Origin of the sequence: Pleurocapsa sp. PCC 7327, from assembly GCF_000317025.1 — a bacterium.
Classification (GTDB): Bacteria; Cyanobacteriota; Cyanobacteriia; order Cyanobacteriales; family Microcystaceae; genus Hydrococcus.
On sequence record NC_019689.1, the window covers coordinates 574,453 to 590,089 of the forward strand.

15 protein-coding genes are annotated in these 15,637 nt (G+C 48.1%); 4 read left to right on the plus strand and 11 right to left on the minus strand.

The window, feature by feature from the left end:
• Positions 1–36: 36 nt before the first annotated feature.
• From PLE7327_RS02465 to accA, 5 genes are all read right to left on the minus strand, one after another.
• The gene (locus PLE7327_RS02465; protein ID WP_015142281.1) at positions 37–1,764 is read right to left on the minus strand and encodes a TonB family protein; all 1,728 of its coding nucleotides are present in this window, start codon (positions 1,762–1,764) and stop codon (positions 37–39) included.
• A 292-nt stretch (positions 1,765–2,056) separates the two neighbouring features.
• Entirely contained in the window at positions 2,057–3,232 is a 1,176-nt protein-coding gene (locus tag PLE7327_RS02470) for an LL-diaminopimelate aminotransferase (RefSeq protein WP_015142282.1), read from the minus strand.
• Between the two features lie 85 nt (positions 3,233–3,317).
• On the minus strand, positions 3,318–3,644 hold the full coding sequence (locus PLE7327_RS02475; RefSeq protein ID WP_015142283.1) for a co-chaperone YbbN: 327 nt from the start codon (positions 3,642–3,644) through the stop codon (positions 3,318–3,320).
• A gap of 133 nt (positions 3,645–3,777) precedes the next feature.
• Positions 3,778–4,551 (minus strand): PspA/IM30 family protein, encoded by a 774-nt coding sequence (locus PLE7327_RS02480; RefSeq protein WP_015142284.1) that lies wholly within the window; start codon positions 4,549–4,551, stop codon positions 3,778–3,780.
• Positions 4,552–4,736: 185 nt separating this feature from the next.
• Positions 4,737–5,717: an acetyl-CoA carboxylase carboxyl transferase subunit alpha gene (gene accA / locus PLE7327_RS02485; protein ID WP_015142285.1), complete on the minus strand. Its 981-nt coding sequence runs from the start codon at positions 5,715–5,717 to the stop codon at positions 4,737–4,739.
• A gap of 258 nt (positions 5,718–5,975) precedes the next feature.
• Here accA and ffh point away from each other — a divergent pair, with 258 nt between their 5' ends.
• Complete coding sequence (gene ffh / locus PLE7327_RS02490; protein WP_015142286.1) at positions 5,976–7,436, plus strand: signal recognition particle protein; 1,461 nt, start codon at positions 5,976–5,978, stop codon at positions 7,434–7,436.
• A gap of 235 nt (positions 7,437–7,671) precedes the next feature.
• Here ffh and PLE7327_RS02495 read toward each other — a convergent pair whose 3' ends face one another.
• The 5 genes from PLE7327_RS02495 to PLE7327_RS02515 form a co-directional block, all read right to left on the minus strand.
• Positions 7,672–8,835, minus strand: coding sequence for an LptF/LptG family permease (locus PLE7327_RS02495; protein ID WP_015142287.1), 1,164 nt, complete (start codon positions 8,833–8,835; stop codon positions 7,672–7,674).
• 62 nt (positions 8,836–8,897) lie between these two features.
• Entirely contained in the window at positions 8,898–9,626 is a 729-nt protein-coding gene (gene lptB / locus PLE7327_RS02500) for an LPS export ABC transporter ATP-binding protein (protein WP_015142288.1), read from the minus strand.
• 29 nt (positions 9,627–9,655) lie between these two features.
• Complete coding sequence (locus PLE7327_RS02505; RefSeq protein ID WP_015142289.1) at positions 9,656–10,135, minus strand: LptA/OstA family protein; 480 nt, start codon at positions 10,133–10,135, stop codon at positions 9,656–9,658.
• Positions 10,136–10,216: 81 nt separating this feature from the next.
• The gene (locus PLE7327_RS02510; RefSeq protein WP_015142290.1) at positions 10,217–10,633 is read right to left on the minus strand and encodes a DUF309 domain-containing protein; all 417 of its coding nucleotides are present in this window, start codon (positions 10,631–10,633) and stop codon (positions 10,217–10,219) included.
• An 8-nt stretch (positions 10,634–10,641) separates the two neighbouring features.
• Positions 10,642–11,010, minus strand: coding sequence for a ferredoxin-thioredoxin reductase catalytic domain-containing protein (locus tag PLE7327_RS02515; RefSeq protein WP_015142291.1), 369 nt, complete (start codon positions 11,008–11,010; stop codon positions 10,642–10,644).
• Positions 11,011–11,256: 246 nt separating this feature from the next.
• Here PLE7327_RS02515 and PLE7327_RS02520 point away from each other — a divergent pair, with 246 nt between their 5' ends.
• Together PLE7327_RS02520 and PLE7327_RS02525 are read left to right on the plus strand one after the other, a co-directional pair.
• Positions 11,257–11,547: a DUF1816 domain-containing protein gene (locus tag PLE7327_RS02520; RefSeq protein ID WP_015142292.1), complete on the plus strand. Its 291-nt coding sequence runs from the start codon at positions 11,257–11,259 to the stop codon at positions 11,545–11,547.
• 52 nt (positions 11,548–11,599) lie between these two features.
• Complete coding sequence (locus PLE7327_RS02525) at positions 11,600–12,262, plus strand: ComF family protein (protein WP_015142293.1); 663 nt, start codon at positions 11,600–11,602, stop codon at positions 12,260–12,262.
• Positions 12,263–12,269: 7 nt separating this feature from the next.
• Here PLE7327_RS02525 and PLE7327_RS02530 read toward each other — a convergent pair whose 3' ends face one another.
• On the minus strand, positions 12,270–13,502 hold the full coding sequence (locus tag PLE7327_RS02530; RefSeq protein WP_015142294.1) for a DUF4336 domain-containing protein: 1,233 nt from the start codon (positions 13,500–13,502) through the stop codon (positions 12,270–12,272).
• A gap of 193 nt (positions 13,503–13,695) precedes the next feature.
• Between PLE7327_RS02530 and PLE7327_RS02535 the strand changes: the two genes are divergently transcribed.
• Positions 13,696–15,615 carry a GTPase family protein gene (locus tag PLE7327_RS02535; protein ID WP_015142295.1) on the plus strand — a complete coding sequence of 640 codons (1,920 nt, stop codon included), beginning with the start codon at positions 13,696–13,698 and terminating at the stop codon, positions 15,613–15,615.
• The last annotated feature ends 22 nt before the right edge of the window (positions 15,616–15,637 follow it).

Genomic DNA, 15,637 nt, shown 5'->3' on the forward strand with positions numbered 1-15,637 from the left:
ATGTTTAGCAAGATTCGTTCTGGCTCAACCCAACTGCTAATCGCTGTCTTCCGTTGATGGTTTTTCTTTATCCAAAGAGGGTTCGCGAGAATTATTAGAATCTTCTTGAAGCTTCCGAGGAGCGACCGTACCGAGAGGGCGAGATTCTGGGTTTTTTCTAAAGCTCGCTGGTGCAGGAGCAGCGGGTTCCCATCGCGGCTTGGGCTTAATAGATGTCTCTGCCTCATTCGCTTCTGGAGTTTTCCCAGGAGCCGTTAGCGCAGGGCTGAGGCTTTCCTGTTGTGGCTTAGACTGAGTGGGCGTGGTAGTTGCTTCAGTCTCTTGTGGGACTTGCTGCCAAGTATTGCGCCTCGGTTCGGAGGTGTCTGGAGTTAATTGAGCTGGTTTGGGAGCGGGCGTGGTAGTCGCCTCACTCTCTTGTGGCACCTGTCGCCAGCCATTGCGCGTCGGTGGGGTTTCTGGAGTCAATCGAGCTGGTTCGGGTGCAGGCGTGGTAGTTGCCCCAGTCTCTTCTGGTGCTTTTCCGGGGGTAGCTGGTGGGGTGGGTTTTTGCGTTGCCGACGGTTCTCCAATCGGTTTATTCTCGCTAGACTCTGGTGGAGCCACAGCTAAAGACGGACATACCTTTGGATCGTATTTATAGTTCACGACTACTCGGTAAGGTTGCGTTTGTCCGGTTTGATTGGTGAAACTGCGCTCTTTAATCTCATTGAGTGCCTGCTGATTTAGAATGGGATAGCCCGCGCTTCTGATTAAATAGGGACGGTACGGAGAACTTGCCACTCTTCCTTGGGCATTTACCATCACGCCATAAACGGTCGTCCCTTCTAGCTTTCTCATACAAGCTGCTTTCGGATATGTTCCTTCAAGGGCAATCTCTGTCGGTTGCGCGACTTTTACCCTGACTCTCCAGTTCACCTCATTTTCCCTAGCTTCTTCGTCGGTCGTATTTTCTTTATCCGCGATGAGACTTTCTGCCCCTCGGATGTTTTCAGCAACTAATTGTTTGATGCGTCTCTCTTGCAGAGCTGCTCTAGCGTTGGCGGCGGCATTGGTTTGTCCTCCATTACCATTAACCATTGCCTGTTGAGAGGTTCCGGCAGGATTGCCCGTTGGCGTACCGCTTCCAGTAACGATAGAATCTCTCCTGTTAATCAATTCGTCAGCCGGAATTGGCGGTCTGAGTTCGCCGAAATCAGGTCTTTGAGTTCTGAGTTCGTTAATTGGAGGGGGCTGAATCTTGGGAGGATAGGTGGGAGGATATTGGAAGTTAGGCGGTTGGGAGGGTAAAGTGGGCAATGTACTAGGTGAGGGCAATGCTCTCTGCGGAGACGGTAAGGCTGGCATTGACTGTTGCGGAGGAACGACGACGGGTAAGTTATTGCCAAGCGCTATGGTATCGGGAGGAGGCGGCAGAGAGGGAAGATTGCTCGCGCTGGGATAAGATGGTGGCAGAGAAGGCAGAGAAGGCAGAGAAGATGAGTCGAAAAAGGAGCCATTGAGAGAGGATGGATCGGGATATTGCGGTATGTCTTCTAAGGAGGGCTGCTCAAGATTTGGCAAACGGCTTTGCTCGGCAGCATTTAACTCTACTAATCCTACTTCTCGCGCGTTCGTCGCTTTCTCTTTTTGCCAGGCTTTTGGGAAGATAGGCAATCCTACTCCCAGCACAAAAGCATGAATTCCAATAGAGGCAATAATAAAAAGGCTCTTGACATTAAATATTTTGCTGGATGTGGTTCCGATTATCGAGGGGGAAGACATAACTATTCTCGTCCAACTCCGCTTTGTCTTTTATAGCAAAAGTAAATATATTCTTTGAGGTTTATGGAGGTTTATGTAGGTATTTTAGTAGCCTAACTCGTTATTTCAGCAAAAACTTACTATGTACCTTACCAGAATTGGTGAAGACGATTGCGGACGGCTGACAGTCAATCGCCTAGCATTGCTATAATCGTGAGATTTTTCTAACGATCGCGATCGCGGCACGGTCAATCACCTTAGAGAGACTACTCTTTCTCTGATGCCAAAGAATAGCTTTCTCCTAACCAATTATCTACTCTCTTTGTAAAAATTCGGCTATTTTTTCGACTGCGATTTCTAAAATTTTTGGTTCTTGTACGAGGGCAAAACGAACGTAACCTTCGCCGCATTTTCCAAATCCCGAACCGGGAGAAACCGCTACTCCAGTGGCAGCGACTAATCGGGTACAAAATTCGACGGAGTTATTCTGCCAGGGTTCGGGTAATTTTGCCCAGACATACATGGTGGCTTTGGGTGTGGGGACTTGCCAGCCAATGCGATGCAGGGCGCCAATGAAAGCATCTCTTCGTTTTTGGAAGGTGGCAACGGTTTCTTTGACCGATGCTTGAGAACCTTCTAAAGCTGCGATCGCTCCCTGTAAAATGCCTCGATACTGATTAAAATCGACGACGGCTTTGATTTGTCTGAGCGCCAAAATAAGCTGAGGGTTGCCAATCGCGTAACCGATGCGAAACCCGCCCATATTATAAGACTTGGAGAAGGTAAAAAATTCTATAGAAACTTCTTTATGCGGATCGGCTTGCAAAATTGATGGGGGAGGGTTCGTCTGGTCAAAAAAGATATCGACGTAGGGGAAGTCGTGGACTAGAACGAGGTTATGCTGGCGACAGAAATCGACCGCTTGCTCGAAGAAAGACAAAGGCACGATCGCGCTGGTAGGATTGTGAGGATAGCTCAGCACCATCATGCGAGCTTGGGCGAGAACTGGCGTAGGAACGTCTTCGAGGACGGGTAAAAATTGATTTTCTGCCAAAAGCGGCATCGGGTAAATCTGTCCGCCAGCGAGATAAACGCCGCCTGCATGAGAAGGATATCCCGGATCGAGGAGTAGGGCAAAATCTCCCGGATCGAGCAGCGCTAAGGGCAAATGTGCCGTTCCTTCTTGAGAGCCAATCAGGGAAAGAACTTCTGTTGCCGGATCGACGGGAATACCAAATCGGTTAGTATACCAGCGAGCCACGGCTTCTCGAAACGCTTGCGTTCCGTGATAGAGTAAATAACCGTGAGTGCTGCGATCGTGAAGCGACTGTTCGATCGCGGCAATGACGTGGTCTGAAGCGGGCAAGTCAGACGAACCTAGGGACAAGTCTATAATTTCTTTTCCTGCTGCCCTCGCCTTTGCCTTCGCCCGATCCATATCGGCAAATACGTTGATTTGTATAGCTTTTAACCGTTCGGCGAATTCCATTTTTCTTAGATGTTGGTTAATCGTTAGTTGTTAGTAGTTATTAGTTAGAGCAAAACTCTACTAACCAATAACTAATAACCAATAACTAATTCAGACAACCATCCACCAATGTCTGAAGCTGTTGCTTGCCGATCGCGCCTTCGTACGACTTCACGAGTTCTTTGTCTTTGAAAAGTCTGAGGGCGGGAACGCCTTCGACCTTGCATTTAGCAACTGCATCTGGATTGGCATCTACCTCTAGTTTAACGACTTTTAGGCGATCGCTATAGGTATTGGCAACCCAATCGATTGACGGCGAGACTAGGCGGCAGGGACCGCACCAACCCGCCCAAAAATAGACGAGAACGGGTTTGTCTTCGCTAAATACTTCTTTCTCGAATTCAGTATCTGTAATTTCTAGGACACTACCCATATCAGTTATTGGTTCTTTTGTGCTCGATTATTAATTATCTCAGCTAGCCGTTCTCGCTTCTCAAAAAAATGAAAAATAAGGGGCAGGTAACAGGAAAAGCGCTATCGTTTCCCCATTTCCTGCTCCTTACTCTTTATACATCCTTGAGCTTCGAGCGCAGTTCCTCTAGCTCGGCATCGACAACCGAGTCGGAGGCAGAAGACGATTTGGTTTCTGAAGCTTGAGGTAATGCTTCTGGAGGTTTCGACCCTTCTATCATCTGAGCTTTGAGCATTGCCAGTTCGTCGTCTACGTTGCTACCCGCTTCTAACTGAGCGAACTGTTGTTCTATGCCATAACCGCTCAATTCCCCGAATGCCTGAGAGCGAGCTTCCATTTCTAGGACTTTGGTTTCCATGCGCTCGAAGGCTCCCGTAGCACTGTTGATATCGATATTGCCCAGAGCCTTTTGCAGATCTTCGTTAGCTTTAGCCGCTCTAGCTCGTGCCTGAAGCATATTTTTCTTAGTTTTGGCTTCAGAAATCTTACTTTCTAGAGCCACCAAATTCTTTCTCAGGCTATCGACTTGAGCGATTTGCCCGTCGAGTTGCTGTTTGAGAACGGTTGCTGTATCCATATGCGATTTTTTGCGCGTCAGAGCTTCGCGAGCTAGATTCTCGTCTCCTTTAGAAAGAGCTAGTTTCGCCCGTTGCTCCCACTTGTTAGCTTCTCCTAAGTCTTGGTTGTACCTTTGCTCGGTACGTTTCTGCTCCGCAATTGCCCTAGCAACGGCTTGGCGTAGCTGAACCAAGTCTTCTTGCATATCGATAACGGCTTGTTCCAGAACTTTTTCTGGGTCTTCAGCCTTGCTTACCATATCGTTAAGATTAGCTCGGACAACTCGGCTAAGGCGATCGAATAATCCCATGGCGCTGTCTATCCTCTCGGAATTTACAAAAGTAGTAGTAATGCAGGTTTAATTGATTGACCTGTCTATTAAAAGTTTATCTCGATGGGATTGGGAGCTTGACGATCTCCCGTTGGCCCAATAAAGCGGGCAATACCCGCTTTATCGATATTAACTTTCTTAAATTCTATTAATCAACCTATTTTTTATTCTAGGCATTCTTCAAAAGCCCCTATGCGACGAAATTTCTGATAGCGCAGTTCTTGGCGCTGCCCAGGGGACATTTGCGAGAGTTTTTCTAAATTTTCCAGTAGGGCGGTTTTGAGAAGCGCTGCTGCCTCAAGAGGATGGGAGTGAGCCCCACCAGAGGGTTCTGGTACGATCTCGTCGATAATGCCCAATTCTTTTAAGTCTGAGGAAGTAATTTTCAGCGCCACAGCCGCCCGATCCGATTTTTTAGCATCTTTCCAGAGGATGGCAGCGCAGGCTTCTGGAGAAGCTACCGTGTAGACAGAATGCTCTAGCATCAAGAGCCGATCGCCCACCCCAATCCCCAAAGCGCCGCCAGAACCGCCTTCGCCAATAACGGTGCAGATAATCGGGACTTCAAAATCGAACATTTGCCGAAGGTTATAAGCGATCGCTTCTCCCTGTCCTCGATTTTCGGCTTCTACTCCCGCCCATGCTCCCGGCGTATCGATAAAGGTAATAATTGGCATGCCAAACTGGTTAGCATGTTCCATCAGGCGTAGGGCTTTGCGATAACCGCTCGGAGAAGCCATGCCGAAATTGCGAACGACATTATCCTTAGTATCTCGACCTTTCTGGTGTCCCAAAATCGTTACGGGCCTTCCATCTAAGCGAGCGATGCCACCTACGATCGCCGGATCGTCATAACCGCCGCGATCGCCGTGCAACTCAAACCACTCGTCGCTCATCGCTTGGATATAGTCGAGGGTGCTGGGACGGCGAGGGTGACGCGCTAGTTGCAGGCGTTGCGAGGGGGTCAGGGCGCTAAAAATTTCCTGGCGCAATTGTTCGGCTCGATTTTCTAACTCGACGATCTTCTCAGAGACATCGACATTATTTTCCTCAGCAAGTTCCCGGATTTGGTTAATCCGAGCTTCTAATTCGTATAAGGGTTTTTCAAAATCCAACAGGAAGGTTCGGCGATTGGTCTTTGTCATAGTTTTGGCTGCCTCGACGATTTCTAGAGATTTTTAATAGGCGAACAAAAGTTAAAAAATTATCTAAATATAAGGTTTTACATCTTTTGAGCAACCACCTCCAAGAATAACAAATCTCATCGCCTTTATTTCTCCTAATTACCTTGTCTCCAAGAACTATGGAAAAGAGACAAGCCTCATACTAGACCCTAAAAACGTTATTCTGGTAAGAAGCCTAACTACTACAGTAGAGAAACTAATAACGCTAAATACTGCTTTATGTTTGATGCTCTTGCCGAACGCCTAGAAGATGCCTGGAAAAAACTGCGCGGTCAGAACAAAATTAGTCAATCGAATATTCAAGATGCGCTTCAAGAGGTACGTCGCGCCCTCCTAGAAGCCGATGTCAACCTGCAAGTCGTAAAAACTTTTGTTGCCGAAGTTGAAAAAAAAGCGCTAGGTGCTGAAGTGATTTCTGGGGTTAACCCAGGTCAACAATTTATCAAAATTGTCTATGACGAATTAGTCAAAGTAATGGGGGAAAGCAATGTTCCCCTCGCCCAAGCTGATAAGCCACCTACCGTCATCCTGATGGCAGGATTGCAAGGGACGGGAAAAACCACCGCTACAGCTAAACTCGCCTTGTACCTGCGCAAGCAAAACCAAACTTGCTTGATGGTGGCAACCGACGTGTATCGACCTGCCGCGATCGACCAATTAATTACCCTTGGTCAGCAGATAGACGTTCCCGTATTCGAGATGGGCAGCGATGCCGACCCGGTAGAAATTGCCCGCGCTGGGGTAGAAAGAGCCAAAGAAATGGGAATCGATACCGTCCTCATCGATACTGCCGGACGCTTGCAGATCGACCGAGATATGATGGCAGAATTAGCCCGCATTAAAGCAACGGTTAACCCGCACGACACGCTGCTAGTCGTGGATGCGATGACGGGTCAAGAAGCTGCTAACCTAACCCGTACCTTCCAAGAACAAATTGGCATTACTGGAGCCATTCTTACTAAACTAGACGGCGATACGCGCGGCGGGGCTGCCCTATCGGTACGGCAAGTTTCCGGTCAACCGATTAAATTTGTCGGCGTTGGCGAAAAAGTCGAGGCGCTGCAACCGTTTTATCCCGATCGCATGGCATCGCGCATTCTCAATATGGGCGATGTTCTGACGCTGGTAGAAAAAGCCCAAGAACAAATCGACATCGCTGATGTCGAAAAGATGCAGTCGAAAATCCTGGAAGCCAAATTCGATTTCAACGACTTCCTCAAACAAATGCGACTGCTCAAAAATATGGGGTCTCTGGGCGGACTTTTGAAAATGATTCCGGGCTTCAACAAGCTTAGCGGTTCCGATATCGAGAAAGGCGAAACCGAACTCAAACGCACCGAAGCGATGATCAATTCCATGACGACAGAGGAACGGGCAAATCCCGATTTACTGGCAAAATCGCCCAATCGCCGCCGTCGTATCGCCAGAGGTTCCGGCTATGAAGAATCGGATGTCACCAAGCTCGTTTCCAACTTTACCCGCATGCGCAACATGATGCAGCAAATGGGTCGAGGCGGAATGCCTGCTATGCCCGGAATGCCTGGAATGGGCGGTATGGGAGGAATGTTTGGCGGCATGGGCGGACAAACCCCACCGCCAGGTTTTCGCGGTTATGCTAGCGGCAGTTCTAAACCCAAGAAGAAAAAAGAGAAGAAGAAGAAGGGATTTGGAACATTATAAGGTAGAAGGCAGGAGGCAGCGGGAGCTGAGGGCAGAAGGCGATCCCCCCTACCCCCCAACCCCCCTTCCCAAGGGGGGACAGCCTACAGGGACAACGACTTGTTCCCCCCAAGGCGGGGGGGATCGGGGGGATTAAGGGGGGATGCAGAAGTTAGAAGTCGCAATGAGCAAGTAAATCTTCATGAGCAAGTAAATCTTCTCCTTGTCCCCCTTGTCCCCTTGTCTCCCCACTCTCTCACTTAGACGAGCGGAATAATAAAAATCCTCCCGCAGCCAGCCCTAAAAAGTTAGGCAGCCAAGCCGCCATAAAGGGCGATACAAGCCCTTTAGCCCCTACCGATCGCGTCAAAACCAATAACATGTAATAACCAAAAATCAATCCGATGCAAATGCCAAAACTGGTTGCCCTGCTGGCATTTTGAGGGCGAAGACCTAGAGCGGCTCCTACCAACCCAAAAGCGACGCAGGCAAAGGGAATGGCAAGTTTTTCTTGGATGCGGATTTCTAACTTGCGAACTTTCTCTTCGTTGCCGCTGAGTTTGACGATTTCTAGATGCTCTCGCGCTTGGGCAAGACTCATTTCTTCGTGATCTCGCTTTTGCGTGAGATCGAGAGGTGCCCTGGGAAATGCCAATTTATGGTGTTTGAAGCGGACGATATTGCGATAGGAACCGTCAGGCGCAATGACATAGATAGTTCCATTAAAAAAATCCCAGATATTTTCGTTAAAATTCCAAGTAGCCGATCGCGCGGTTACAATTTGGTTGATTCCTTCTTGAGAGCGATCGAGAATCGTCAACCCTCGCATTTGCTCGCCATCAAACTCTTCTGCATAAAACAACCGCGAGAGAACATTTCGTCTATTGCCATTTGGCAGCTCGATTTTTTTGTATTCGGGAAAAATCATATTTCTATCTCTGAACGCGGGTTGTTTGTCGTTCAGCGCCGTTTTGAGCGTCACAGTAGCTTGATAATTGGCTGCAGGAGTAACCACATCGCCGACAAAAAAGGTTAACCCCGCGATCGCCAAGCTGAGGACTATGGCTGGAATCACCAGTCGATAGACGCTAAGACCCAAGCTGCGCAAGGCAATCAGTTCGCTATCGCTCGCCAGGCGACTGTAAGCCATTAGCGCTGCCAAGAGGGTTGCCATCGGAAACGCCAAGACGACGAAGGCTGGTATTTTCAGCAACAGGATTTGAATCGCGATGTTAAACGGCAAGCCGGATTCGGTGACTCGGCGAACGAGATCGAATAAGGTGCCGATTGAGATGCCTAGCGACGTAAACAAACCCATTCCAAACAGGAAGGGTAACAACAGCTCGCCGATAATGTAGCGATCCATGACTGATAAGCCAGGAATTCGCCTTTTAAGCCAGTGATATTCACCTATCTTCATCCTATTAACGGTTATGTCATTCTGTTTATATTTAGGGCTGGAGAACCAAATCGAGGTGACGTTTAGAGGTAGTATTTGTCTCCCAAATAATATTGCCGAACTTGGGGATTATTGTAGAGTTCTTCAGCGCTTCCAGAGGCAAGAATTTGACCGTCGCGCATGATATAGGCGCGGTTGACGATCGCCAAAGTTTCTCGCACGTTATGATCGGTAATCAAAATACCGATATCGCGATCGCGCAACTGACCGATAATTGCCTGAATTTCGGCGACGGCAATGGGATCGACTCCAGCGAACGGCTCGTCTAACAATAAAAATTTCGGACCCTCCAATCCTACGGCTAGCGCTCTTGCCAATTCCGTTCGCCGCCGTTCTCCACCAGAGACTTGAAAGCCTTTCGTCTCAGCTACTCTTTCGAGGCGAAACTCTTTGAGTAATTCGTACAGGCGTCCGCTTCTGTGACGAAACGGTACGCCAGTTTGCTCTAGGGCTAATTCAATATTCTCCCGCACGTTGAGATAGCGAAAAATGCTTGGTTGCTGAGTTAGATAGCCGATCCCCAAACGCGCTCTCTCGTTGATGGGTAGAGCAGTGATCTCCCGGCGATCGAGCCAGACTCTACCCTCATTCGGCTTAACCAAACCCGTCGCGATGTAGAACGTCGTTGTTTTTCCAGCCCCGTTGGGACCGAGCAAGCCCACAATCTCGCCCGGTGCCACTTGAAGGTTGACCCGATTGACGACGAATCGTCTGCCGTAAGCTTTATGAATGTTCTCCAGGATGAGTGTCACGATATCCAGAAATTTTCAATCGGAGGTTCTTAGGGTTGGGGATTGAGCGACGGACTGGGCGGAACCTTGACGGGATCGGAAGAAGTCGCTTCGGGATCGGTAACGAGGTAAATGGATTCTACCTGTTGATTAGCTTGTGGAGTCGCAATAAAACGCCCCTCATCGACCAGATACGTCATCGTTTCTGCTCTCATGCTATTGCCTTCTTGCAAGACATAAACATTCCCGCTCAGAACCAGACGACGCTCTCGGCTAAAGTATTGTGCCTGCGCGGCGGTGGCTTGAATTTTTCTAGCTGGATAATTTACCTGTACGTTACCTCGCGCCGTAATTACTCCCGTGCGCGAGTTTGCCTCCTGAATATCGGAACGGACGGTCATAGCGTTTCCCGACGAGGGCGAGGTTTGAGCTTGGACATTTGTCGGCAAACCAGAGGTAGCCATGATGCTACCCAGAAAGATTGACAGTCCCCAAAGAAAAGACGAGCGGTGTTTGCGAGCGATAGACATAGCGACCAACTGAGTGTGGAGATAAGTCTAGTGTAATCAATCAGTTACCCGTTACTAACGACCTGTTACCAGTTTCTTAACTTACACTCGCTTGTTCTCAATTGCGATTATTTTTGGCAAGCTGCAAGTTAGATTTTCGTCACTCTTTTTTGAGGATTCTAAGCGTTCTACGAACTCGGCAATTCGATCTGGCTCTATTTGTTGCAACGCTTTGAGCAAGCGATCGCTCTGTTCCACTAACCGCTCTACGTCAATGCCTTCGTGGATGGGTTGGTAGTCTCGCAAGCGCCTAATTCCTTCCCCTAATACAATGACTGCTCCACGCCAGTTATAATTTCCCAGGTGATAGCAGCCAACAGCAATTTGTAAAATTCCTTGATAAAAATTTTTTTGCGTTTGTGTGGCTTCCATCCACAAAGCTTCTAGGGTATCGTGACAGGCATAAAACTCCTGCCGATTAAATTCCTCAACACCTTGCCAAAACGCTTGCGGTGGCATTACTGTCCTTAAGAAGCCATACTTGCGCGGACTTCTTTTATGTACTCTAGATCTATCTCTCGCTTGTCGCCGGCAAACTCGTTATCTGGCGTGATAAACAACATGCAGTGACATTCTTTCCGCTCGCGCATGGGTACGCAAGGACAGTTCCAATAGGTATTTTTTACCTCAGCTTCCTTATCTTCATAGTGACGGCAAGGGCATAGGGGGGCGCCTAACTCTTCTTTGTGTTTGGCAAGTCCTTCAATTACGACTGCTGTAACGGAGGGATCGCTACAAAAATAGGTGCCAGTGCGCTTAGCGTACTGTTCGGCAAAATTTTTCATTGCCTCAAGGACTTTATCGCTGCCTGTTTTATCGGCGTTTACTGAAGTCATAAATTTAACAGGTGAATCATAAACTTTTTAACATGGTATCTTAAAACTTCGCCGGACTTAAAGGTTACTTGCCATTGACAGTCAGTTGCGATCGCGCCTTTATTTGTACTCATCAATTGATTGTTGCAAAAATTGCATGATTTGTTTCTCAAGAAAAAGCTTTTCTATCTAAGATAGTAAAAATTGGGGAGTCCGCCTGGGAAAACTATGGACAGGCATATTTAAGATAGTGCGGGAGCTATTTCAATGCTTGGCATACTTCTATTCGGTCTATATTTCACCCTCTTTTCTTTACTTGTTTATTACTTTAGGTCTTGGGCGCAAAATCGATGGTGGGTCAAAATAGATACCCAATCTCCTCAATGTACGTATTATTTCGGTCCTTTTGACTCAGAGCGAGAAGCTAAAAGTCTCTACGGCGACTATATCGAGGATCTGCAAGAAGAGGGAGCGCGTGGAATCAGCATTCAGATTCAGCAGGGTCAACCCCAACAGCTAACGATTTTTGAGGAAGATTCTGAAGCGACGTGCCAGTAAGAAATCTTAATACTATTTGCTCCCTTAGCGCGATCGCATCGAGATTTTTTTCATGATAAAAAGCTGGCTTTCTCTATTTCTTAAATCTAACTGTCCTTTATGCGATCGCTCGGCTGACGAGTATATTTGTCACTACTGCCAACAACAACTAAACAACTGTCGTTTCCAAAATCCCTGTCAATTTTGGTCTGGCGATTTACCCCTATTTGTTTGGGGGATTTATAGCGGAAAATTGAAGATGGCGATCGCGGCATTAAAATATAACAATTCTCCCCAGTTAGGAGAATTAATGGGATATTGGTTAGGGGAAGCATGGCTCAATGCGCCTGGGCGCGATCGCCCTAAAAAACTTATCGTTATTCCCATTCCCTTACATCAAAAGCGATTGCAACAAAGAGGATTTAATCAAGCCGAATTAATTGCAAAAAGTTTTTGCCGATTGACCAGACATAGCTTGCAAGTCAAAGGATTGGAACGAATACGAGACACACAACCCATGTTCGGTTTGAATTCTCTTGTAGAGAGAGAGAATAATCTTAGCAAGGCTTTTATTTTGGGGAAAGACTTACAACAATGCCGTCCCAAAGAGCCTGTTCTATTAATCGACGATATCTATACAACGGGAACGACGGTTAGAGAGGCAGCCAATCTCCTGCGTTCTCAAAAAATTTCAGTTTTAGGAGTAGGCGCGATCGCTAAAACCAACAAGTGTTAGACTCAACCTACACCTTCTCCTTGGGTGGCGGCACGATCGCGCGCTTGGTTAGACTTTCATTGATTTCTTTAAGCGCCTTAAAATCCTCTTCGGGTAAAGGATATGTGCTACTCGCGAATAAGCCTGCACTGACAGAAGGGTGCTTTTCTAGAAACGAAAATGCTCGGCGAAACTGCTGCGGTTCTGCTGCAATGGGCGAGTCAAAGTGACAGGGAATGATGCGCTCAAAGTCCCAACTCGCCACCTTATCCGCCCAAGCAAGGGTTTCTCTAGGTGCGCGGTTGAGAATGAGCGTCTGTAGAATCGGTGCTACGAACAAACGACCGTTTCCTCGCAGGGCATTAAACGATCGCTGCCAGTCTTTTTTCCATTTAAAGGGAAATAAACCAAAGTAAGCTTTTTTTGAGCGATCGCTAGCTTTAAATGCGTTGAGAAATACTTCACCCCATGTGGGAACTTCTAGCACGCTCGCTCGAAAGTACAATGCAAATAAAGAAATGCGCTGCCATCCCTTACGGCGATTTTCCTGAGTGTCTTCGATCGGGTCGGTCGCCTTGTCTCTGGCATGAAATAGCAGAGGGTATGGTTCTAATTGCGCGATCGCGGGCGGATCTTCTGGGACGGAAACCACTGAATCTGTAACAAGTAAAGTGCGCGATCGCTTGTCGAACAAGGCAACTTCCTCAAACGATCGCAGTCCTAAGTCGATAGGACCAAGAATCGCGTAGTCAAATTGTTCGGCAAAAGGCGCTTGGCTACTATCTTCTGGAAAGACTTGAGTGCGTTTGGCAGGAAAGCCAAGCCAACTTAACGGAAGATCGATCGGGAAACTCCACTGGTTGGGAGCCACAAAAACTTGTGCGTTCCGAAAGTATCTGGCAAAAGGACCGACGAAAACTTTGTGTTCTAGACCGGAGATCGTTGGCAGGATAATATATTTAACGTCGCCGTGTTCTGCTACCAACTCATTGACGAGCCGAATGCATTCTGGAGTTGGCGCAACAGGTGCATAGACGAGAAGACCCCCTTCCTCTAACTTAACGATGGTCATGCGAATGGGCGCGACAACATAAAAGATGCCCTGGATCTGATCGAAAGTCCAAATCCTATCCTTGATGACCTCGTGACGAATCGTTCGTCGCCTGCCATAGGGATATATTGGCACAACGAACCAAAACGACCACGAAAAGTCTCTCGAATGAATTGGTTTTAAGTTTTCTGTGCGTTCGTCATCAGCCACTTGACAATCCCCTTGCGCATTCCCAATCTCTAGAAGTTGGAGTGTAGCAAATTGTCGCTCCAATAATCTAATTTTTTCAAAATTTTAGTCGATCGCGAGAGGTTTCCTGCCACAGGCAGACCAAACACCGATCGCGAGTGTGTTAAACCAGAAATGATCCTATGAGGTGTTCGAGCTAAGCAGGTATGGGACAATGGTGCGTTTAAACCCGTGGCAGTGGATAGTATTAGCAATCCCGATCGCCATTATTATCGCTTTCTTACTAATAGCGGCGGGGTGGCAGATTCATCAATGGGGCATTAACTGGATCTGGGGGGTATTCACGCTTCTATTTGTAGGCTGGCGTTGGCTATTGGTCAAGTGGACTCGATCGCAGATGGCGCAGGTTGAAGCGGTTATCGCAGAAGCCGAAGAAGAACTAGAATCTTCTGTAGAAGACACGATAAAGCTATCGGCAGACACTGATGCTGCTAAAAAAGCAGAAACAGCACTCCAAGAAATTCTCAAAGCAGCACACAACGATCGCCCCATCTGGGAAGACTGGTCAACCTTTTGGAAGCGATGCCAGGAACTTGTCGCTGCGATCGCTGAGATCTACAATCCTGAAGTTAAATATCCCCTGTTGAATATTTATGTTCCCCAAGCTTATGGATTGATTCGGGGAACAGTAGACGATTTGGAGAGGTGGATACAGAACTTATCTCCTGCCCTCAATCAAGTTACAGTCGGACAAGTATACCAAGCCTACGAAGTCTATCAAAAGTTGGAGCCATCGGCGCGGAAACTTTTGCAAGTGTGGAACTGGGCGCAATGGTTCTTGAATCCTGCGGCGGCATTGGCAAGACAAGCGAGCCAGCGTTCGAGCGATCGCGCTACTGAGCAATTGCTGGTGAATTTAAGTCAATTGCTCCGAGAAGCGGCTTTGAGAAACTTATATCGGCAGGCGATCGCGCTCTATGGCAGCACTACCTCACCAACTTTAGCACCCTCTCCCATGCCGACGTTACCCAAGGCGAAAACCAAAACCCTGCAAGAAATCCTAGCTCGTGCCGAACCCATTGAAGCAGTCGAGCAAAAACCCGTTAATATTTTGCTGGCGGGGCGAACGGGAGCTGGAAAAAGCAGTCTGATCAATACCCTATTTCAGTCGGAACTGACACAAGTCGATGTTTTGCCCAGTACCGATCGCATTGGCAGTTACCACTGGCAAACCCAAACCGGAGAAACGCTGACCCTTTGGGATACGCCAGGATACGAACAGGTAAACCGTGGGGAGCTGCGGGAGCAAGTGTTGGACTATGCTACCCATGCAGATTTACTTTTGTTAGTTACGCCTGCCCTCGATCCTGCCTTGCAAATGGACGTGGATTTTCTCAAAGACATCAAAGCACAAGTGACGGCTCTGCCTGCGATCGCAGTCGTTACCCAAGTCGATCGCCTGCGGCCCATCCGCGAGTGGGAACCTCCCTATGATTGGCAATGGGGCAATCGCCCAAAGGAAAAAGCGATTCGAGAAGCTACCGAATATCGCGCTCAGTTACTGGGGGATTTGTGCGATCGGATTTTCCCTGTCGTGACGGGGGATTTCAAAACGGGTCGAGTTGCCTGGGGTGCGGACGCGCTCTCGTTGGCATTAGTAGACGCGATCGCGCCTGCCAAGCAACTCCGTCTCGCCCGCTTCTTAAGAAACCTGGAAGCTCGTACTGTTGCTACCGCCAAGATTATCGATCGCTACACCTTTCAAATGACGACCGCCCAGGGATTGACTGCCCTGCTCAAAAGTCCCGTTCTCCAGTTCATTTCTACGCTGTCCACCGGATCTCCCAACCTAGCTTATCTGCTAGCAGAGCAAATTCCAGTCGAACAGCTACCCGTCGTCATTGGCAAGCTTCAGATGGCATACGAGCTGTTCTCGCTTTTGAATCCAAGTGAAAACCCGCTCAACTTTGACTTGCGCTCCCTCTGGTCGTTGCTGCTGGAAACCCCTGCCTCGCCCGATCGCAATGCTTGGGCATTCGGTCATGCTCTAGTGGAGTATTGGACTCAGAATCTGACGGTCGAACAACTGCGAGAGCGGTTCGAGCATTATCTCAAGCAGGTTTCGAGGGAATAAATAGGATATGATAATAAATTGA

Bases quoted from the DNA above. Each gene is read 5' to 3' on its own strand.
- PLE7327_RS02520 (WP_015142292.1), top strand. From the start codon at position 11,257: ATGCTTGGCATACTTCTATTCGGTCTATATTTCACCCTCTTTTCTTTA.
- PLE7327_RS02505 (WP_015142289.1), bottom strand. From the start codon at position 10,135: ATGTCTATCGCTCGCAAACACCGCTCGTCTTTTCTTTGGGGACTGTCA.
- PLE7327_RS02480 (WP_015142284.1), bottom strand. From the start codon at position 4,551: ATGGGATTATTCGATCGCCTTAGCCGAGTTGTCCGAGCTAATCTTAAC.
- PLE7327_RS02525 (WP_015142293.1), top strand. From the start codon at position 11,600: ATGATAAAAAGCTGGCTTTCTCTATTTCTTAAATCTAACTGTCCTTTA.
- PLE7327_RS02475 (WP_015142283.1), bottom strand. From the start codon at position 3,644: ATGGGTAGTGTCCTAGAAATTACAGATACTGAATTCGAGAAAGAAGTA.
- PLE7327_RS02470 (WP_015142282.1), bottom strand. From the start codon at position 3,232: ATGGAATTCGCCGAACGGTTAAAAGCTATACAAATCAACGTATTTGCC.
- accA (WP_015142285.1), bottom strand. From the start codon at position 5,717: ATGACAAAGACCAATCGCCGAACCTTCCTGTTGGATTTTGAAAAACCC.
- PLE7327_RS02465 (WP_015142281.1), bottom strand. From the start codon at position 1,764: ATGTCTTCCCCCTCGATAATCGGAACCACATCCAGCAAAATATTTAAT.
- ffh (WP_015142286.1), top strand. From the start codon at position 5,976: ATGTTTGATGCTCTTGCCGAACGCCTAGAAGATGCCTGGAAAAAACTG.
- PLE7327_RS02515 (WP_015142291.1), bottom strand. From the start codon at position 11,010: ATGACTTCAGTAAACGCCGATAAAACAGGCAGCGATAAAGTCCTTGAG.
- PLE7327_RS02535 (WP_015142295.1), top strand. From the start codon at position 13,696: ATGGTGCGTTTAAACCCGTGGCAGTGGATAGTATTAGCAATCCCGATC.
- PLE7327_RS02510 (WP_015142290.1), bottom strand. From the start codon at position 10,633: ATGCCACCGCAAGCGTTTTGGCAAGGTGTTGAGGAATTTAATCGGCAG.
- PLE7327_RS02495 (WP_015142287.1), bottom strand. From the start codon at position 8,835: ATGAAGATAGGTGAATATCACTGGCTTAAAAGGCGAATTCCTGGCTTA.